At 59.0% G+C, this 20,187-nt stretch carries 12 protein-coding genes; 9 read left to right on the forward strand and 3 right to left on the reverse strand.

Annotated features, from left to right (window positions below; translation table 11 throughout):
• Positions 1-136 precede the first annotated feature (136 nt).
• On the forward strand, positions 137-898 hold the full coding sequence (locus QQK16_RS11400) for an endo alpha-1,4 polygalactosaminidase (protein ID WP_284196584.1): 762 nt from the start codon (positions 137-139) through the stop codon (positions 896-898).
• Between the two features lie 29 nt (positions 899-927).
• Here QQK16_RS11400 and QQK16_RS11405 read toward each other — a convergent pair whose 3' ends face one another.
• Complete coding sequence (locus tag QQK16_RS11405; protein ID WP_284196585.1) at positions 928-2,013, reverse strand: patatin-like phospholipase family protein; 1,086 nt, start codon at positions 2,011-2,013, stop codon at positions 928-930.
• 188 nt (positions 2,014-2,201) lie between these two features.
• Between QQK16_RS11405 and QQK16_RS11410 the strand changes: the two genes are divergently transcribed.
• The 3 genes from QQK16_RS11410 to QQK16_RS11420 are packed head-to-tail and all read left to right on the forward strand — an operon-like array spanning position 2,202 to position 5,085.
• Positions 2,202-3,068 (forward strand): DMT family transporter, encoded by an 867-nt coding sequence (locus tag QQK16_RS11410; RefSeq protein WP_284196586.1) that lies wholly within the window; start codon positions 2,202-2,204, stop codon positions 3,066-3,068.
• Between the two features lie 60 nt (positions 3,069-3,128).
• Positions 3,129-4,691, forward strand: a complete 1,563-nt coding sequence (locus QQK16_RS11415; RefSeq protein WP_284196587.1) for a S10 family peptidase — start codon at positions 3,129-3,131, stop codon at positions 4,689-4,691.
• Positions 4,692-4,701: 10 nt separating this feature from the next.
• On the forward strand, positions 4,702-5,085 hold the full coding sequence (locus QQK16_RS11420; protein WP_284196588.1) for an EF-hand domain-containing protein: 384 nt from the start codon (positions 4,702-4,704) through the stop codon (positions 5,083-5,085).
• 117 nt (positions 5,086-5,202) lie between these two features.
• Here QQK16_RS11420 and QQK16_RS11425 read toward each other — a convergent pair whose 3' ends face one another.
• Positions 5,203-5,979, reverse strand: coding sequence for a 3-hydroxybutyrate dehydrogenase (locus QQK16_RS11425; RefSeq protein WP_284196589.1), 777 nt, complete (start codon positions 5,977-5,979; stop codon positions 5,203-5,205).
• Positions 5,980-6,317: 338 nt separating this feature from the next.
• Between QQK16_RS11425 and QQK16_RS11430 the strand changes: the two genes are divergently transcribed.
• The 4 genes from QQK16_RS11430 (at position 6,318) to QQK16_RS11445 (ending at position 10,887) form a co-directional block, all read left to right on the forward strand.
• Positions 6,318-8,420 (forward strand): S9 family peptidase, encoded by a 2,103-nt coding sequence (locus QQK16_RS11430; protein ID WP_284196590.1) that lies wholly within the window; start codon positions 6,318-6,320, stop codon positions 8,418-8,420.
• A complete protein-coding gene (locus QQK16_RS11435) occupies positions 8,417-8,890 on the forward strand; it encodes a GNAT family N-acetyltransferase (RefSeq protein WP_284196591.1) in 474 nt (157 codons plus the stop codon). Before QQK16_RS11430 ends, QQK16_RS11435 begins: the two co-directional genes overlap by 4 nt.
• Positions 8,891-9,035: 145 nt before the next feature.
• Complete coding sequence (locus QQK16_RS11440; protein WP_284196592.1) at positions 9,036-9,545, forward strand: DUF1269 domain-containing protein; 510 nt, start codon at positions 9,036-9,038, stop codon at positions 9,543-9,545.
• 136 nt (positions 9,546-9,681) lie between these two features.
• A complete protein-coding gene (locus QQK16_RS11445; protein WP_284196593.1) occupies positions 9,682-10,887 on the forward strand; it encodes an MFS transporter in 1,206 nt (401 codons plus the stop codon).
• A 107-nt stretch (positions 10,888-10,994) separates the two neighbouring features.
• Here the strand turns inward: QQK16_RS11445 and QQK16_RS11450 are convergent, their stop codons facing one another.
• Positions 10,995-17,303 carry a calcium-binding protein gene (locus QQK16_RS11450; RefSeq protein ID WP_284196594.1) on the reverse strand — a complete coding sequence of 2,103 codons (6,309 nt, stop codon included), beginning with the start codon at positions 17,301-17,303 and terminating at the stop codon, positions 10,995-10,997.
• Between the two features lie 1,052 nt (positions 17,304-18,355).
• Here QQK16_RS11450 and QQK16_RS11455 point away from each other — a divergent pair.
• Positions 18,356-20,179, forward strand: coding sequence for a hypothetical protein (locus QQK16_RS11455; protein ID WP_284196595.1), 1,824 nt, complete (start codon positions 18,356-18,358; stop codon positions 20,177-20,179).
• The last annotated feature ends 8 nt before the right edge of the window (positions 20,180-20,187 follow it).

Consider the following 20,187-nt stretch of genomic DNA (forward strand, 5'->3'; position numbering starts at 1 on the left):
GACCATACGCAGTACGGTTTACCTGCCGCTTATCGGTTAAACTTAAAATTAGTATTTCGTTATATTGCCATTAACAAATCAATGGCCTAGCCTTGGTTTTGCCGCCACCAAACCGTTAACCCTTCAGGAGTCCACCATGTCCTCCAAGCTGCCACGCCTTGCACTCATCACCCTGTTGATTGCCAGCCAAGCCGGCACGGCGGCGGGCCTGACGGTAGGCATGAGTTGGCACTTGCAGTTACAAGGCACCCTGCAAAAACCGAACCGCCAGTTGTACGACATTGATTTGTTCGATACGCCTGCCACCACCATCGCCGAGCTAAAGAACCAAGGCCGTACCGTAATCTGCTATTTCAGTGCCGGCAGCTACGAAAACTGGCGGCCCGATGCCAACCAGTTCCCCCAGGCTGCCCTGGGCAAACCGCTGGATGGCTGGGAAGGCGAGAACTGGCTGGATATACGCAATGCCACCGTGCGCAGCATCATGGGAAAACGCATGGATCTGGCCAAACAGAAGGGTTGTGACGGAGTAGACCCTGACAATGTGGACGGCTACAGCAACGACACCGGCCTACCGCTGACCGCTGCGCACCAGCTCGACTACAACCGCTTCCTGGCTGATACGGCCCACGCCAAGGGCCTGCTGATCGGGCTAAAGAACACGGTGGAACTGGCGCCCGACCTGGTGGGCAAGTTTGATTTTGCGGTCAACGAAAGCTGCTACAAGTACCGCGAGTGCGGCGTCTACCAGACATTCATTGCCATGGGCAAACCAGTGTTCATTGCCGAATACCGCAGCACACCCAATACCAACTGGTGTGCCGATGCCAAGCGCAATCGATACTCGCTACAGTATTTCAAGCTGGCGCTCAAGGGCGTAGGCACGCTTTGCAGCTGACAGGCCTGGTTGCGACCGGGTGGTAGCAACTAGAAAGGCACCACGCGGCTCACCAGATCCTCACGCTCCACTTCAGCCAGAAAGGCGTCACCCAGGCGCACCGTTTCGGCCCTGACCTGGCGCCAGTATTTTTGCCGCGTACTGTCGTCGAAATCGCGAAAGTCGTTACGGTCAGGAATCTTGCCGTGCGGCAGCCTTGCCACCCAGTCTGGCGAGGGGGCGACCAGCACGACATTATCCAGTCGCTGTGGCAACGGCCGGCGCCAGGGCAGGTTTTTGTCGAACCATCCCGGCACGATGTGCGGGTAAAAGTGCGGGTAGAGCACCAGATCACTGAGCTGGGTATAGGGCAGGTCCAGGTGGTAGTCGATCAAGCCACCATCACGATAGCGGCCTGCGGGTGCGTGGTTGGGGTTGTTCACCCCCGCCACCACCAAGGGGATGGCTGCCGTGGCATGCAGCGCATCCAGCAGATTATCGGCCTTGAGTGGCGCGATATGGGTGGGAAAATCCCCCGCCAATGGGGGTGCCGGATGACGGGGGTCGGCAAACCAGACGCGATCCCAGCCTTTGGCATACAGCTTGCGCGATAGCAGATTGGCGGTCGCCACCGCCAGCACCCCGGCCAACTGGGTAGGCCCATGCTCGGAGGCCAGCAGCCCCCGGGCTTTTACCGTCGTCAGCGTCAGGCTGTAGCTGGGGTGATGCAGCAGGCTGGCCGGATCGCCCTGGAACAAATCCACCAGCATACACCGCAGGGCGGTGCCCACCTGGCTGGCCGTCACCCCCTTGGCATAGGTTTCCTCGGTATAGCGCTCCGCCAGCCTCCCCAGTGCACGAGCTGGGTCATCCTGCATGGCGCAGACAAAACGCCAGGCGCCGATCGAGCTGCCTATCAGCTGACGTTGGCGTGGACTGCGCGCCAGCCAGTCACCGAACAAGGCCTGATCCAACCCGGTCAGCGCCAACGCCTTCGGCCCGCCCGCGGCACCGGGCAACAGGCCGATGTCGGCCGGCGCCAGGCCACGCTGGCGGATATGCTGCAGCGCACGATGCCCCGCCCGCCAAACCAGGGGCGCGGAGTGTTGTATATGGATGGCAGGCGATAATGACATGGCAGTTTTCGCGGCAATGCAACAAAAACACATTCTAGAGCCTGGGGCGAGCTTGCCGCCAGCTGGCTATCAAGCCCCGTTTACCCAGCCCAGCGCCACGTTCACAGCGGGTGCGGCATCACGCGGTTTCTGCAAGTGGCCTCCAGGCCCTAGAATGCTGCCTTCCTCGCCCCGTCAATGCCGCTCCCATGAACTTCAGCGTCCTCCTATTGCTTCTCGTCACCCTGGTCTGGGGTACCACCTTCCCCTTGCTCAAGTCGGCTTCCAGTAGTCTTAGCGGGGTCGAGATATCGGCCATACGCTTTGTCATTGCCGCCGTCTGCATGCTGCCGTTTGTGTTCAAGGCACGCCGCGAAACCTGGCGGGATGGTGCTCTGCTAGGCGCTCTAGCGCTGACCTCCTATGTGGCGCAGGCTTACGGGCTGGAGCACATTTCGTCCAACCGCAGTGCCTTCCTGACCAGCCTGAACGTGCTGATGGTGCCCTTTATCGGCCTGCTGTTCGGTGGCCGGCTCTCCATCCTGATGGTGGGGGCCGCCACGGTGGCCTGCAGCGGCATAGGGCTGATGTCATGGGAAGGCGGCGGCAACCTGCTGGGCGACAGCGCTACCTTGCTGTGCGCCCTGGCCTATGCCCTCTACACCATCATGCTGTCGCAGCGTGCTGGCCGGCATGATGCCCGCCAGTTGGCCGCCACGCAGATCATCCTGATGGCGCTGTTTGCCAGCCTGTGGGTGCTGGGCAGTGGCGCCAGCGGTGGGGGAGCGGTGTTGGCCAGCCTGCCCGATCGACTGATGCCGCATATCGGCACCCTGGTTTATCTGGGGCTGGTCGCCACGGCCGGCATGCTGATGCTGCAGGCCTATGCGCAGCGCAATGTCTCGGCCGACAAGGCCGCCGTCATCTACGCGCTGGAGCCCGTCTTTGCCGCCTTGTTTGGCTGGCTGCTGCTGAGCGAATCGCTGACCGTACAGGCAGGCATCGGTGGCGCCATGGTGGTGGTGGCCGTCATCATCAGCGAGCTCAAGCCGGCCGAGCCCAAGCCCGCGAGCTGATTGATATTACTGGTCTGCCGGGCTATCACTCAGCTATCGCAGCTCCTTACCCTACCCATCATGCCGGTATCCCTCAAGCCTACGCACAGCTACCTGTTGGCCATCACCCTGGCATTGGCTGCCTGCGGTGGGGGCGGTGGGGGTGGTAGCACACCTACCCAACCCACCCAACCGGGCAACCCGGCAGACAGGGGCTTCAGCGACCCGTTGGCTTACTCGAGCAGTGGCAATGCCTCGCTCAGTGTGGCCAATGAGGGTGCCGCCCTGACCCACCATAGCCTCAACCTGGGCGGGCGGGTAATCGACTACACCGCAACGGCCGGCCACCTGATCGCCAGCCATCCACAGACCAGCCAGCCCAAGGCAGCCTTCTTCTATGTGGCCTACACCGCCAAGAACCAGGATGTGCGTACCCGGCCAGTCACCTTTTTCTACAATGGCGGGCCGGGTTCTGCCAGCGTCTGGCTGCACCTGGGCTCCTATGGCCCCAAGCGCCTGCAGGTAGGCTACCCCGCCACCAGCCAGCCACAACCGTTTCCGCTGGTCGATAATCAGGAGAGCCTGCTTGATACCAGCGATCTGGTATTTGTCGATGCCATCGGCGCCGGGCTATCGCAGGCCATCGCGCCCCATACCAACCAGACATTCTGGGGTGTGGATGCCGACGCCGAAGCCTTCCGCGACTTTGTCACCCGCTACCTGGCGGTCAACCAGCGTACGGCATCGCCCAAGTTCATCCTGGGGGAATCCTATGGCGGCGTGCGAAGCAGTGTACTGGCCGATCTGTTGGAAGCGGCCGGCACCCGCATGAACGGCGTGATCCTGCTCTCTCCCATACTCAACTACTACAGCAATTGCGCCGTCTATAGCCCTGGCGAAGCCAACTGCACCGGTTTTTTGCCCACCTATGCCAATACCGGCGCCCATTTCAGGCTGACCAATCCGGCCCAGACCGACTACGCCGCCTATGCCCAGCAGGTGCGCAGCTATGCCGCCAGCACCTATAGCCCCGCTGTCGCCAACTGGCTGGGCAGTCGCCTGCCGCCCAGCAATAACTTGGTCGATCAACTGGTCGGCCTGACCGGCGCGCGTGCCAACCTATGGCAGGCCAACCTCAGCCTCCACCCCAATACTTATCAGTTCCAGCTGATTACCGGCACGGTGCTGGGCCGCTACGATGCCCGTGTCACGGCGCCACAGGGCAGTGCCCTGGCCAGCGAGGGCGACCCTTCGTCCACCTTCATCACCAGTTCGTTTGCCAGCACAATTCGCAGCTACCTGACCAGCCAGCTGAAGTACACCGCCCAGACCAGCTATGCCATCAGCAGCAATGCCATACAGAGCTGGAACTGGCAGCACGATGGCCAGGATCTGCCTGATACCTTGCCCGACCTGGCCGCCGCGCTGCAGCAGAACCCCAATCTCAAGATCATGGTGCTGCATGGGTATAACGACCTCGCCACGCCCTTCCACCAGACCGAGCTGGATCTGGCGCGCCTGGGCAATGTGCCCGGCCTGCGAATTCATAACTACGAAGGGGGTCATATGATGTATCTGGATGACGCCTCACGCGTCAGGACCAAGGCCGACCTGGCCGCCTTCTATGCCAGCTCGCTGAACTGAGGACACTGCCATGCCCCATCGCCACCTCGCCCCCATGCTCGCCGCCCTGCTGGCACTGGCCGTACAGGCGGCGCCCGGCAACGGCGATTCAGGCACACAGCCCGAGGATCGCAGCCACCTGCCCCAACTGGGCGACCCCTATCTGCCACCAGCCGCCCGCAAGCCTGCCCAGCGCCCGCCGCTGGCTGGGGCAGCACTACAGGCACAAGCCCGCGCCAAGCTGCAGCAACGCTTTGCCGCTGCCGATCCGCTCAAGACCGGCAGCATCAGCCTGGCCCAGGCCAAGGCCGCCGGGCTGGGCTATGTGGTGCAGCATTTCGCCGAGATCGATCGCCAGGGCAGCGGCCGCGTCAGCTTCGAGCAGGTAGAACGCCACCAGCAGGGGGCGCGCTAGATCAACCTACTGGAGTCAAGCTCGTCAGGGCACGCCACCCAGCACCACTGCCTCCCTTGGGGCCGTAGATGACGCTGCCCAATGCAGATCATCGTCAGCAAGTCTGGCGATACCTCGCTACTGCGCTACCCAGCCGCCATCCACATTCCACGCGGCCCCACGTATCTGGCTGGCCGCCGGGCTGCAGAGAAACACCACCAACTGGCCCAGCTGCTCGGCGGTGACAAAGTCGTGCGATGGCTGTTTCTCGGACAGCAGTTCACGCTGGGCCTCCTGCACGCTCACCCCCTCCTCCCTGGCGCGTGCCTCGATCTGTTCCATTACCAGCGGGGTGCGCACCCAACCGGGGCAGATGGCATTGCAGGTCACACCGGTTTCGGCCAGTTCCAGCGCCGCCACCTTGGTCAGGCCTATCAACCCATGCTTGGCCGCCACATAAGCGGCTTTCTGCCGCGAAGCCACCAGACCATGCACCGAAGCGACATTGACAATACGCCCCCAGTTGCGCTCGCGCATGGCCGGAATCGCCAAGCGGCTGGTATGGAAAGCCGCCGTCAGGTTGATCGCGATAATGGCGTCCCAGCGCTCCGGCGGAAAGTGCTCCAAGGCGGCCACATGTTGTATGCCCGCGTTGTTGACCAGGATATCCACCGCCCCCAGCTCGGCAGCCGCATAGCGCATCATGGCATCGATCTCGACAGGCTGGCTCATATCGGCACCGTGGTAGCGCACCGCCACGCCGTAAGACGTTATCTGCTTGACCGCCGCATCGGCATCGCCAAAGCCATTCAGTACGATATTGGCGCCCTGGCTGGCCAGTTCGCTGGCGATCGCCAGGCCTATGCCGCTGGTCGACCCGGTGACCAACGCCGTCTTGCCCTTGAGTGTGTGCATCGGATTCAAACCTCCAGAAACTATTATCGGCAAGGGCATGAACCTTGCCGCGTTGTTATAAGAGCCTGCAACAAGCAGGCAGATTTTAGTAGGCTCTTCCCTATCCAGGGAGGGCACGGCACGCGCTTTCAGGTAGATTACTTGTCCGCCGTTGCAGACAGGCTAGACCAGATCAGGTTTGGTTGCCTGCCTCAGTAACCGGAACCCAGGCCAATTGAGGCCTGTCTTACCATTCAGTCATCGCCGATAGTCGCAAATCGTCGCATGCTAGGTGCTTAGGTGTTGCCTGCAGCGTATGCTGCGCGGCTTTGCTATCTTTCTGACTTCCGAATCCCGTTATGAAACTGTTTGCCATGGCCACTGCCACGCTATTGTCCATCGCCTCTCTGGCTGCCGAACCACCCAAAGCGCCCGTGCAACCCAAGAAGCTCAGTATCCACGGCGATACCCGTGTCGATAACTACTTCTGGCTGCGCAACAAGCAGAACCCGGCCACCATTGCTTATCTGCAGGCCGAGAACGCCTATGCAGAAGCCGTGACCGCGCCGATCAAGGCGTTTGAGAACACCCTGTTCGAAGAGATGAAAGCCCGTATCAAGGAAGACGACAGCTCGGTACCCTACCGGCTAGACGGTTTCTACTACTATTCGCGCTTCGAAACCGGCCACCAGTACCCCATACTCTGCCGCAAGCCGATTGCAGCCGACGGCAGTTGGGAGGCCTCGGCCGAACAGATACTGCTGGACGTAAACGAACTGGCTCGCGGCAAGCGCTTTATGGATGTGGGTGAGTTTGAAGTCAGCCCCAACGGCAAGCTACTGGCCTTTACCACCGATGCCACCGGTTTCCGCCAATACAAGCTGCAGATCAAGAATCTCGAAACCGGCAAGCTGCTGCCCTTCAAGCGCGAACGGGTTACCTCCACCGCCTGGGCACTAGATAATGGCACGCTGTTCTACAGCACCGAAGACAAGCAGACCAAGCGCTCCAACCAACTCTGGCGCCATCGCCTGGGCGAGAAGACAGACCAACTGGTGCACGAAGAGAAGGACGAGCGCTTTGGCCTGGATGTCTACCTGACCCGTAGCGAGGGCTACCTGATCGAACAGGTGGGCAGCCATACCAGTACCGAGATACGTTATCTCAAGGCCGATGCCCCAAATGGCCGCTGGAAGGTATTGGCACGTCGCCGCGCCGACGTGCAGTACAACGTGGATCACCACGGCGATGATTTCTATATCCGCATCAACGATACCGGCCGCAACTACCGACTGGTAAAAGCTCCCGTCAGTGATCCCGCCAAGGCCAACTGGACAGAACTGCTGGCAGAGCGCCCTGACGTCATGCTCGAAGGCATAGACCTGTTCAAGCGCTTCATGGTGCGGCACGAGCGGGTCAACGGCCTCAACCAGATGGTGATTACCGACCTGGCCAGCCAGCAAAGCCACAATGTGGCCTTTGACGAGCCCGCCTACAGCATCAGTACCGAGGCCAATGCCGAGTGGGACAGCCAGGTCTATCGCTATGGCTACGAATCAATGACCACGCCGGATACCGTGTTCGACTACGACATGGCTAGCCGCCAACAAGTGCTAAAGAAGCGCCGGCCGGTGCTGGGCAGTTTTGACCCCGCCAACTACGTCACCGAGCGCATCTGGGCCAAGGCCCGTGACGGCGTGCAGGTGCCCATCTCGCTGGTCTACCGCAAAGGTGCCAAGGTGGCCGGCGGTGCCCCCATGTGGCTGGAGGCCTATGGCGCCTATGGCTCGCCCAACGACGTGTACTTCTCGTCCAACCGCCTCTCCATGCTGGATCGCGGCGTGATCTTTGCCGTAGCGCATATACGTGGTGGTGGCGATCTGGGCGAGAAATGGCACGACGCAGGCAAGATGCAGTACAAGATGAACAGCTTCAATGACTTCATCGACAGCGCCGAGCACCTGATCGCCCAGGGCTATACCCGTGCCGACAAACTGGCCATCGAAGGTGGCAGCGCTGGCGGCCTGCTGATGGGCGCAGTGACGAATATGCGCCCAGACCTGTTCAAAGTGGTGCTGTCCGAAGTCCCCTTCGTGGATGTATTGAGCACCATGCTGGACGCCAGCCTGCCGCTGACCGTGGGCGAATACGAGGAATGGGGCAACCCAAACAAGAAGGCCGAATACAACTGGATGCGTGCCTACTCGCCCTATGACAACCTGGAGGCCAAGGCCTACCCCACCATCCTGGTGAAGACCTCGCTCAACGATAGCCAGGTGATGTATTGGGAGCCCGCCAAATATGTGGCCAAGCTGCGCACGCTGAAGACCGACCAGAACCCCCTGCTGCTGGTGACCAATATGGGCGCCGGCCACGGTGGCGCCAGTGGTCGCTTTGACCGCATCAAGGAGGTCGCATTCGATCAGGCCTTCATCATGAACCAGCTGGGCATCAAACCGTGAGTGGCGCGGCCCACCAGATGCTGGATGCGATCAAGCTGCACCGGCTGAGGCGCACCGATGCGCCTGCCGTGCGGCAGCTGATCGAGGCTGCGCTGATGGAACACTGGGGCAAGGTCGAGGCTGCAGCCCATCCCGACCTGGCACAGTTGTTCGATCACTACGCCCAGAGCATCTTCCTGGTGGCCGAGGCCGGTGATCGCATCATAGGCTGCGGCGCCCTGGTGGCCGAAGCCGGCGGCGGTGGCCGTATCGTGCGTATGGTGGTGGCGCCAGAATGGCGCCACCATGGCCTGGGCGGCCGCCTGCTGCAGAGCCTGCTCGATGCAGCCCGTGCATTGGGCTACCAGACCGTACAGCAGGAAACCCCCGCGCACTGGCAAGATGCCGTGCGCTTCTACCAAAGCCACGGCTTTACCCTGGTGAAAGAACAGGCTGGCAGCGCCCACTTCAGCCTGGCGCTGACAGCCTGAGCGCAGCCAGGGCTGCGCGCGCCGTTGGTCTGAAATCAGCCCGTCAGCGCCACCCGCGCAGGCCCGCAGCCGAACCGCCCCCGGCAGGGTGATGTCCAACCCTTGCGGCTATTTGACCGCACACCCCAAGCCGGAGGATAGGATCATGCGCAAACGCCTGTATTTCCTGCATCCTGACCACGATAGCGCCAAGCGCGCCATGGACGAGCTGCTGCTCGCCCGTATCGAGGTCAAGCACATTCATTTCATGGCCCGCGACGGCACCAACCTGACTGGCCTGCACGAGGCCAATCTGCTGCAGAGCTCCGATATCCTGCACGGTGCAGGCGCAGGCTTGCGCTGGGGCGGCATGACCGGCCTGCTGATTGGCCTGGGCATGATCTTCGCCCCCATAGAAGGCATACCCCATGGCGCGGCAGCCCTGGTGACCTTCCTGTTCGGCGCGGTGTTCGGCTGCTGGGTCGCCAGCATGGTGGGCAGCTCACTCCCCAACAGCCATATCAAGCCGTTCGAGGTTGATATCGCCAATGGCAAGATCCTGCTGATGGTGGACGTACCGATAGGCCGTGTCGCCGAAATTGAATCCATGCTGCAGCGCATGCACCCGGAAGCAGAAGACCGCGGCCTGGACCCGGTGATACCCGCCTTCCCCTGATGGCGAGCGCCATGCCATAGCCCCTGGCGCCTCCCCCAACCGGTGGCGCCAGCCTGCCCTTGGGGAACACTTACCCCCTGTGCATACCGGTATCAAATCGTCTTTTCCAGACTGGGCACGCATAACATAGCGGCCTATGGCCGATCTCCCCCTCTACCGTCAACCCGCTTTCCTGCTGCTCTGGCTGGGCAGTGTCGCCTCCAGCTTCGGCCTCGCCATCGCCCTGCTGGCCGAGACCTGGTATGCCGTCAATGTGCTGCAGCTGAAGGCCGAACTGGGCTATGTCATGCTGGCCGGCACCGTGCCCCGCATCGCCCTGATGGCGCTGGGTGGCGTACTGGCTGATCGCCTGCCGCGTAGCCGCATCATGGCGGCCAGCTTCATGGCCCGCAGCCTGCTGTTGCTGGCCATGGGCCTCGCGGCCTACCAGCAGGTGCTGACCCTGCCCTTGCTGATCGCGCTGGCAGCAGGTTTTGGCATGCTCGATGCCCTGTATTGGCCAGCACGCGACGCCATACTGCCCGCCATCATCCCGCCAGCCCAGTTGGGCCAGGCCAACGCCTGGATGCTGGCCACCAACCAGCTGGGCATGGTGGCAGGCCCCGTCATCGGCGGCATCCTGCTGGCTGCCCTGCCCTTTGCCGGCGCCTTTGGCCTGACTGCCGGCCTGATGCTGGCAGGTGCCGTCGCCGCAGCCTGCATTGCCGAGCCCTCGAGATCGGCCCGACAATCGCGTGCCCTCTGGGCAGAGCTGCAGGAAGGCCTGGCCTGCGTACGCGACACGCCGGTGCTGCGGCTACTGCTGATCATCTACGCCATTGCCAATCTGCTGTTCATGGGGCCCATGGGCTTTGCCCCGCCACTGCTGGCAGCCAGCTTACCGGGGGCCAGCGCAGGCCTGCTGGCACAGCTGCAAAGCGCCTTCGCCGCCGGCATGCTGGGCGGTGGTGTGCTGCTGGCACTCTACCCACCGCGTTACAAGCGGCTGCAATTCATCTGCTGGATCATCGCCCTGGAAGGCCTGCTGCTGGCCGCACTGCCGCAGCTGGGCGCCACCGCCGCCACCGCCACCCAGTTCGCCATCGGCTTTTGCATCGCCTGCAACAACGTGCCCATGCTATCGCTGCTGCAGCAGCACACCCCGCCCGAACGCATAGGCCGCGTCATGAGCCTCAACAGCATGGCATCGCTGGGCCTGACCCCACTGGCCTACGGCGTCAGCTCGGTGCTGCTATCAGCCGGCGCATCGCTGGGCCTGCTGGCGGCCAGTTGCGGTATCGCACTGGCCTTGGTCTGCGCAGCCGTGGCGGTGTTGTCGCCTACGGCAAGGGCAACCCGGTAACCGAGTGGAGGAAGGTCATAAGGTCAATACCTCCCCCGCCAGCAGGCGTAAAAAAACCGGGCTGTAAACACAGCCCGGTTTGATGCCTACAACACGCAAGTCGCCTATTACAGCGTATTGACTGCCATCGGCCGGTATTGCTCTTCCAGCTGGGTACTCAGATTCAAGCTACCCATCTCGGTCGGCGCAAAGCTGGCCATGGCATCCACCAAGGCATTGAGCTGGCGGTTGGCCGAAATCGCGGCTTGCTCCATCTGCGGCATACGCACCACCGGGCTGGTCTTGACTAGGCCCTGCAGCAAGAGCACCTCCTGGGTATTCAGCACGGTGCCGTCCGCAAACTTGATCTGCTCAACGCGGTATCCCTCGCTATTGAAGTGCGCCGCCACGGTGATTTCATCCGTCGCGCTGTACTTCACCACCAAGTCCTGACCCACGCGGGTAAAGCGCAAATCTGCAGCCTTGATGCCAGCGCCGAACTGCAGGGTATCCAGGCCCGACTTTGCCGCCGCATTGAAACCATAAGTCTCTGCGACGCGGTCCACGCCATCGCCCAGATTGAACAGGTACACGTCATTGCCCTCACCACCATCCAGCGTATCGCTACCGATACCACCGTTGAGCATATCCGCGCCCAGCCCACCATTCAGGCTGTCATTACCTGCTTCACCGTGCAGCAGATCATTACCTGCGCCACCGGTCAGCGTGTCGTTGCCTGCATCAGCATAAAGCTGATCATCGATCTCAGTGCCCGTCATTGCATCGTTGCCTGCCGACCCACGAATGCCATTGCGCAGCAGCAATGCATCCATCGCCACCATACTGCCATCCGCAAACTGAACCTGCTCGACACGATATCCATCGCTATTGAAGAACGCCACCACGGTAACCTCATCCGTCGCGCTGTACTTCACGATCAGGTCCTGACCCACGCGGCCAAAGCGCAAGTCATCAGCCTTGACGCCTGTGCCAAACTGCAGGGTATCCAGGCCAGATTGGGCGGCCGCATTGAAACCATAAGTCTCTGCGACACGGTCCACGCCGTCGCCCAGATTGAACAGGTACACGTCATTGCCCTCACGGCCATCCAGCGTATCGTTTCCGATACCACCGCTGAGCATATCAGCTCCTAGGCCACCATTAAGGCTGTCATTACCTGCTTCGCCGTGCAGCACATCGTTACCGGCATCACCAGTCAGGGTATCGTTGCCCGCATCGCCGTAGAACAGCTCATCAATCGCGCTACCCGTCAGTACATCGTTACCAGCGGACCCACGAACGCCATTGCGCAGCAGCAATGTATCCATCGCCACTATACTGCCGTCGGCAAACTGCACCTGCTCGACACGATATCCATCGCTATTGAAGAACGCCACTACGGTAACTTCATCTGTCGTGCTGTACTTCACGATCAGGTCCTGACCCACCCGGACAAAGCGCAAGTCCTCTGCCTTCACGCCAACACCAAACTGCATGGTATCGAGACCAGACTGCGCAACCGCACCCCAACCATAGGTCTCAGCGATGCGATCCACGCCATCGCCCAGATTGAACAGGTACACGTCGTTGCCCTCACCACCGTCCAGCGTATCGTTACCGATACCGCCGTTGAGCATATCCGCGCCCAACACCCCATTCAGGCTGTCGTTGCCGGCTTCACCGTGCAGCAAATCGTTACCCGAGTCAGCATTCAATGTGTCGTTGCCTGCATCACCGAATATCAGGTCGGCAGCCTGGCTGCCCACCATGGCATCATTACCCGACGTCCCGCGTATACCATTGCGTAACAGCAAGGCATCGGTTGTCATCGTGCTGCCATCAGCAAACTGGATCTGTTCGACCTTATAAGCAGCATGATTGAAGTGAGCAGCTATCGTGACCGAATCAGTTGCGCTGTACTTGATCATCAGATCCTGGCCCATACGCGCCAGCACTAGGCTATCCGCCGTAATACCTGCGCCAAATACCAGCGTATCGCTGCCTGTTACGTCCACAGCCCCCCAGGTTTCAGCAATACGGTCTTGGCCGTCACCTAGGTTGAATGCATAGGTGTCATCACCCAGATTCCCATCCAGCGTGTCGTTTCCAATACCACCGTTGAGCATATCAGCACCCAGCCCACCACTCAGGCTGTCATGATCAGCTTCGCCGTACATCGAGTCGTTACCGACCTCACCAGTCAACGTATCAGCACCCAAACCACCCTTGAGCAGATCATTGCCTAGACCACCGTTCAGATTGTCATTACCTGCCTCACCGTGCAACAGGTCATTCCCCGCATCGCCAGTGAGCGCATCGTTACCTGCATCGCCGAAAAATTGGTCATCGGACGTGGTGCCCGTCATCGCATCATTACCTGCCGACCCACGCACACCATTTCGCAAGAGCAAAGCATCCATCGCAACGGTACCGCCATCGGCAAACTGAATCTGCTCGACGCGATGCCCAGCGCTATAGAAATACCCCGCTACGGTGATTTCATCCACCTCGCTGTACTTCACGATCAAATCCTGACCCACACGGGTAAAACGCAAGTCGTCTGCCGTGATACCCGCGCCAAACCGCATCGTGTCCAGGCCAGACTGGGCAACCGCACTATTGGATTCGGCAATACGGTCCACCCCGTTACCCAGGTTGAACAGATAGGTATCGTCGCCCTCAAAGCCATCCAGCGTATCGTTACCGATACCACCGTGGAGCAAATCTGCCCCCAGGCCACCATGCAGGCTGTCGCTGCCCGCATCACCATGCAACACATCGTTACCAGCATCGCCGGTCAGGGTGTCGTTACCCGTATCGCCATACAACAGATCGGCTGCCTGGCTACCCACCATGGCATCGTTACCTGCCGTCCCGCGCATACCATTACGGAACAGCAAGGCATCCGTCGTCATCGCGCTGCCATCAGCAAACTGAATATGCTCAATCTTGTAAGCAGCATCGCTAAAGTAGGCAACTATCGTTACGACATCAGTATCACTGTATTTGATTACCAGATCTTGGCCCGCACGAGCTACAACTAGGCTATCAGCCGTAATCCCTGCACCAAACGCCAGTGTATCGATACCCGTTACTTCCACCGCACCCGAAGCCTCGGCAATACGGTCTTGACCGTCGCCCAGATTGAATACATAGGTGTCATTACCCAGGTTCCCATCCAGCCAGTCGTTACCGATACCACCATTCAGCAAATCATTACCCGCACCGCCGTTCAGGCCATCATTGCCTGCCTCGCCAAACAGCAAATCATCACCACCGGCGCCATTGGCACGGTCATCGCCGGCGCCCATCAAGTAGTAGTCCTTACCATCGGTATAGTAGGCATCGAAGCCCTCGCTGCTGGCGGTGCCGTGGATACCATGGCTATCCAGCAGGGTCTCTACCGCAACCACACTGCCATCAACAAACCGGATCTGCTCAATGCCATAGCTGACGGCGCCGAACCAGCCCACTAACGTGACCGCATCGGACTCGCTATAGCGGACAATAAGATCGTAACCGCTACGGCCGAACTTCAGCGTGCTGACATCTATCCCCGCGCCAAACTGCAGCGTATCAAGTCCTTGAACCGCAGGATCATTTGAATTGAAGGTGTTTTCTGTGATGCGGTCTTGGCCATCGCCCAGATTGAAAACATAGACGTCGTCACCCACATGGCCGTCCAGCCAGTCGTTGCCGATACCGCCATTCAGCAAATCATTACCCGCACCGCCGTTAAGGCTATCGTTGCCGGCCTCGCCAAACAGCAAATCATCGCCGCCAGCGCCATTGGCACGGTCACCGTCGGCACCCATCAGGTAGTAATCCTTACCATCGGTATAGTAAGCATCGAAGGTCTCGCTGCCTGCGGTGCCGTGGATACCGAGGCTATCCAGCAAGGTCTCTACCGCAATCACACTGCCATCCGCGAACTGGATCTGTTCAATGCCATAGCTGACGGCGCCGAACCAGCCCGCCACCGTCACTGCATCTGTCTCGCTATAGCGCACGATCAAATCGTAGCCGCTACGGACTAACTTCAGCGTGCTGACATCTATCCCCGCGCCAAACTGCAGCGTATCAAAGCCTTGAACCGTCAGATCCGTGGAGTTAAAGGCGTTTTCTTTGATGCGGTCTTGACCATCACCCAGATTGAAAACATAGACGTCGTCGCCCACATGGCCGTCCATGCTGTCATTACCGCTACCACCAATGAGGGTATCATTGCCCTTACCCGACAACATCGAGTCGTTGCCGGCACCACCTAGCAACACATCAATACCATCTGCGGTAGCCATGGTGTCCCCGCCACCACCACCGATCAGGAGATTATTGCCGCCAAAGCCTTCAATATTATCGCTCGCTTCACCACCGACCAGCAGGTCGCCTTGCTCAAGATTGTTGGTGCCCTTGAGGACTCTGGATTGCGTATCATCCGCATGGCTGAAATCCACGTCAAAGGCGGACAATTGCAGCTTGATATCTGCAAGATTGGCCATGCCTATCTTGTCCACCAGCTCATTCAGCAGAATGCCATAGTTCCAGCCCAATTCCGGGAGCGCAGAAAAACCGCTGCCACTCACAAAGGTGAGTAGATCCACCAACACATCCTTTGCCCCCGATTGTGCGGCGCTTCGAACATGCTGATCCAGGCGGCTGAAATCTATATTTACACCCTGTAAATCGACAGTAAGATCGATAAAGTCATACCACTTCTCCAGACGTGCCTGCATAACCAGTGATTCGTAGACCGAACCCACCAAGGTGTCGTATGCCTTCTCGAACAAAGCCATTTGCGGCTCCGCCAGCACAACCGTATAGCCTATCCAGTATTGAACAGGGGCAGTATTACCCTCTTTGGCTCTGAACGCGCCTTTCGCAACAGCGGACGAATTGCCCGTTCTGCTAGGCATAGTAAAGCCAAATATCCTCAGGAAAGTATTCTCATACGCCGCTTGCCCGGTAAAATATTCCAGCGTGCGAATTTTTCCAGGCAGCGCACCATATCGCGCTCGCATTTCTGGTGAATAAATACCGTATTTTATGCCGGACGTATCGGTCGATTTATCCTTGCACACTTCTTCAAATGCGGTTATCGCCTCACTTTTATCAGTGAATCCGTCATTAGGCGTATCCTTACCAGGATAGTGAACGGCATCTGCCCCGCCCCCAAATGGCGAGGTTTTACCCCAAGCTTCCAGTAGTTCAGCCATCAAGGCCATTTCCTCGGCACGCGAGGTCGCTGTCGCAAACTTCTCCACAATCGCAAGGAGTTCCGGCGATTGGCTCATTGCCTCACGCAGGCTACGCAAGCCACCTGAACCCGACATATTGGGCAACTTGGCTGCAGCATCCGAAACCGGCAAGGTATCGGGGTAAGTAGTAAAGAAATTATTCACACCAAGATTAAGGGCGCTGGCAATGCCTTTACTTCCATCGATCTTGGTATAGTCACTGGAATACAATATTGCATTCCCATTGGGCAACAAATGGTTATAAAAGTCACCCTTGGTATTCACGCTGCTGACGTTGGCTTGCTGCAGTGTAAACAATTCACCGGCCTGCGATACACCGTCCTGGTTCAAATCGCGCCAAACCTTGAGTTGGCCCCAAGCTGCATCCGCCGCATTAAGTTGGCCGTCCGCATTGCTATCCAGATCGCGTATAGCAGCAAAACCATCCTCGGCCTTTTTACCATCGCGCAGCACGGTATCGACGCCAAACAACTCGGCGCCCTTTTCTATCAACCCATTGCCATTGAGGTCACGTACCAACCAGCCGTCATCGCCACTCAGCCAACCCGTACCCGTTTTGGAACCATCGCCGTCGTGGTCGAATAAAACTTTACCATCAGCCGGTGTTGTTTCCACACCATCGCCATCCAAGTCTAGCGCTAGCGGATCGCGCCTAGCTTGCCAATTGGCAGCAGCTGCGGTCTCTTCTCCCACTTCCACGCCAATACCAGGTTGCCGACGCCGAAGTAGGCTATATAACCAACCAATCAAACCAGATTCAAACAATCCGTTAGCTTCGGAATCAAACAATTGATCAGGCGTAAATGTTCTCGGATCACCCTCCCAATCATGACCACCCCAACCGAATTTCGGCGTAACCTGCATACTTGGAAGTTTGGGTAAACGTGGGTCAGTTGGATGATCCACCATGGGACCACCTTTAAAATTAAGTGTTGCAGGCCCCCAATTTACATCAATACCATCACCCGTGTATATATAATTCCCATTTTCATCTTGAGTATACGAGCCGCCGCCGCTGACCTTTATCTTTTTCCCTAAGGTCGTCGATGCTTCCATTGAGCCATCAGGATTGAGCGTCCATCCGCTGTTAATTTTCCCTGCCTCAATCGTGACCGTAACCTTGCCGTCAGCGCCAAGCTTCCCACTAACACCAGCCCCCGCAAAATTTACACCTTTACCCATTTTCAACCTTTCCCTTCTCGACAGAAAAACTTATCCACCCAACTGGGTTGATAATGCTTGATTTAATATTCACAACCTAGATTACTTCATAAAACCTCTGTACTTTAATATCCTGCTTGCACTTAGACTTATGTAAGCTACTGCAGATACAAATCGGCATACTTAACCTTTTCAATAGAATGAGCATCGACTGTCTCACTATAACTTCCAAGGTTTTCGTTGTCGTCGGAATTACCGGATCCGAACCTCAGGCATCATGCTTGCTAATACATTCGGTGGCAGGCCGCAATATCAAATTCAAAGCCCAAGTGCCTGCGTTCCAAACCATGCTAAGCGCCGCCAAAAAAATCCTGCTGGTGATGCAAAGTTCATTTGCCGTACGCCGGGCACTGCCTGCTTCTCGGCTGCACCGCTATGCTGGGTTTTGTTGGCGCCCCTTAGCAACAAATTTATGGTGTTGCAAAAGCCCGTATAAAGCACTCACCCCCCAGCTTCGCCCTCAGATAAACGCCCCACAAGCATGGAATATAATATTCCATTCGGGTAAAAAAGGGGCGCACTATACAGCATAAAACCCTCTCGGTCAATTTTTAAGTTGATGTTTTTTATAGAAAAATCTCAACCACCCGCAACTGACCTACCCAGCACTAGGTAGCAACAAAACCGCCCGCTCACGCGGCCTATTTGCGATCTGCACTACCCAGCTTAGAACCGGGAGCTCCCATCACTCCGCGCTACCGAACCACCGCAGGCCGGTGTGGTGAACTCGCGATTGCCACTAGCCGGAGCCCGGTTGCCGACCACATAGACACGCTGGCCGCTAACGGTGATGGCATTGGCGATGCTGAATGCCACCGGTACGGTTGTGCAACCGCCGCTGAACCTCCCTGGGTTTGATGGGGGCTTATCACGCTCAGCAGCACGCCCCTTAACATCTGCCCGCCGTGAAAACTCCCCTTACTCACACACAGCGGCAACGATATGCTCACGCAATATCCCTAAACACCACTGCGCCCCCCCCTAGCGCTGGCCACGCCATCACCGACAGCACCATGCCTCTCCCCTATCCAGATCCCGCCACCTTCACCAGCCAACCCAGCTTCACCGATAACGCCGATAACCTCGCATCGCTGCTCGATAAACACTTATGCGGCAACCTCGACGATGCCCTATGGCTGCACCAGATCGGTATGGTCTTGCAGCCGCACGATGCCGGTATCGATGCCAAAATTTTTCCCACCCTTTTTATCGATGACGATGGCGATGATGAAGAAGAAACCCAGCCGGCTGCCATCCAGATTGCCATCAAGCTGGAACAGGTATTGGAAGGGGTAGACCTGACCGAGGACATGTCAGAGGCGGGTGAGCCTTTCCGTGATGCCTTGCGCTGGAGCTATATGACGCAGGCGCGCGCACAGGCGCGGGATGACGATGAGTTTGAGGCGTTGGAGCTGGCACAGAAGGCTGTGGAACTCATGCCATCCAGCACGTGCACAGGCAACCACGGCTCTGCCTTTATGTTGATGGCGCAAATGCTGGATGAAGTGAGCGGAAATGCGCAAGCACTGGTTGCGTCCATCCACAGGCTGGTGGACGGCGGTGGGAACACCGCCCATCTGCTGGCACTGCCAGCAGACTTCTCAGCACTGGCCGCCCATATCCTGGCACAACGACAACTGCAGCAGAACGATCAAGATATCGTCCTACCCCGCCGCCAGCTATCCGATAGCTTTTTTCGCTTTCGCTATGCCGAGGCAGAGGAGCGCCAGGCGCTGATCGAACGTGGCCTCGCCATGCCGGATGGTGACAGGCAGTGGACAGAAATGGCGCGCACCTATCTGGCGATGGATTCCGGCTGGCGCATCCACGAAGGCGATCTGTATCTGCCCGATGGCGAGACCATCGTTGACCTCAATCTGATCGTTACCGGGGATTTGATCTGCGACGTGTACAGCGATGAGGGTGAATGCACGGTCCTGGTCTTGGGCGATCTACGCTGCCAGCAGGTCTTTTCGGTCTATGGCCTGTTTGTCTGGGGCGATGCCATCGTTGGCGACACCGTCTACCAGTATTACAACGATTGGGCCTTTGAAGTGGTAGGTACGCTATCGGCCCGTGGCTTCATCATCCAGGACAAGTCGGCTGGCGCCCACAAGACCGTGCTGGACTACCACTACAACAGCTATGGTTTTGACAATCAGCTGTCTGACCATGCAATGTACTGGGCCGGCCTGAACCCGGAAAAACGTGGCGGGGCCAGCATGAATGTGCTGCGGCGCGCCTACGCCAATGGGCGCTCAACCTACCCCGCCCCGCCTGCCCATGAAGCACGTGTGCAGCAGCACGGAGAAGCGCGAGCCTGGCAACGGCGTATCGTGGAAGGCAGTCTGACAGCAGAAGAGACCCAGACCAAACTGGCCGATCCCGATTGGGCCTGGCAGATTGCCAGTCTGTTGCCTGCCCCTTGCTGGACACCTGCCCTGCTTGAACAAGCCGGCCACCACGCCGAGCCACGTATCCGGGCACGGACTGCCGCACGCCTGACCCAGGGGGCCGATATGCTCTTCGCCCGCTTGGCGTCAGACCCGGTGGCCGCCGTGCGCGCCGAAGCGGCCTTCAATGCACACTGCCCGACTGCGCTGTGGCCCGGCTTGGCTGGCGACGAAAACGCCGACGTACGCGCCGCCCTGGCCTATGGCCGCTACGCCTGCAAGACCGCCTTGCCAGAAGCCTTGCAACTGGCCCTGGCCAGCGATCAGGAAAGCCGGGTACGCCGCGCCATGGCAGTACAGACCGATCTGGTGGATACGGCCAGGCAACGCTTGGCCCAAGACCCGGATGAAGTGGTACGGACGCGCTTGAAAGAACCACAGTAGTTTCAGCC

It is taken from the genome of Chitinimonas prasina (assembly GCF_030160395.1).
In the GTDB taxonomy this organism is placed as follows: Bacteria; Pseudomonadota; Gammaproteobacteria; order Burkholderiales; family Chitinimonadaceae; genus Chitinimonas; species Chitinimonas prasina.

Excerpts from the sequence above, each read along its gene's own strand:
- QQK16_RS11400 (WP_284196584.1), top strand. The coding sequence starts at position 137 with ATGTCCTCCAAGCTGCCACGCCTTGCACTCATCACCCTGTTGATTGCC.
- QQK16_RS11405 (WP_284196585.1), bottom strand. The coding sequence starts at position 2,013 with ATGTCATTATCGCCTGCCATCCATATACAACACTCCGCGCCCCTGGTT.
- QQK16_RS11410 (WP_284196586.1), top strand. The coding sequence starts at position 2,202 with ATGAACTTCAGCGTCCTCCTATTGCTTCTCGTCACCCTGGTCTGGGGT.
- QQK16_RS11415 (WP_284196587.1), top strand. The coding sequence starts at position 3,129 with ATGCCGGTATCCCTCAAGCCTACGCACAGCTACCTGTTGGCCATCACC.
- QQK16_RS11420 (WP_284196588.1), top strand. The coding sequence starts at position 4,702 with ATGCCCCATCGCCACCTCGCCCCCATGCTCGCCGCCCTGCTGGCACTG.
- QQK16_RS11425 (WP_284196589.1), bottom strand. The coding sequence starts at position 5,979 with ATGCACACACTCAAGGGCAAGACGGCGTTGGTCACCGGGTCGACCAGC.
- QQK16_RS11430 (WP_284196590.1), top strand. The coding sequence starts at position 6,318 with ATGAAACTGTTTGCCATGGCCACTGCCACGCTATTGTCCATCGCCTCT.
- QQK16_RS11440 (WP_284196592.1), top strand. The coding sequence starts at position 9,036 with ATGCGCAAACGCCTGTATTTCCTGCATCCTGACCACGATAGCGCCAAG.
- QQK16_RS11445 (WP_284196593.1), top strand. The coding sequence starts at position 9,682 with ATGGCCGATCTCCCCCTCTACCGTCAACCCGCTTTCCTGCTGCTCTGG.
- QQK16_RS11450 (WP_284196594.1), bottom strand. The coding sequence starts at position 17,303 with ATGGGTAAAGGTGTAAATTTTGCGGGGGCTGGTGTTAGTGGGAAGCTT.
- QQK16_RS11455 (WP_284196595.1), top strand. The coding sequence starts at position 18,356 with ATGCCTCTCCCCTATCCAGATCCCGCCACCTTCACCAGCCAACCCAGC.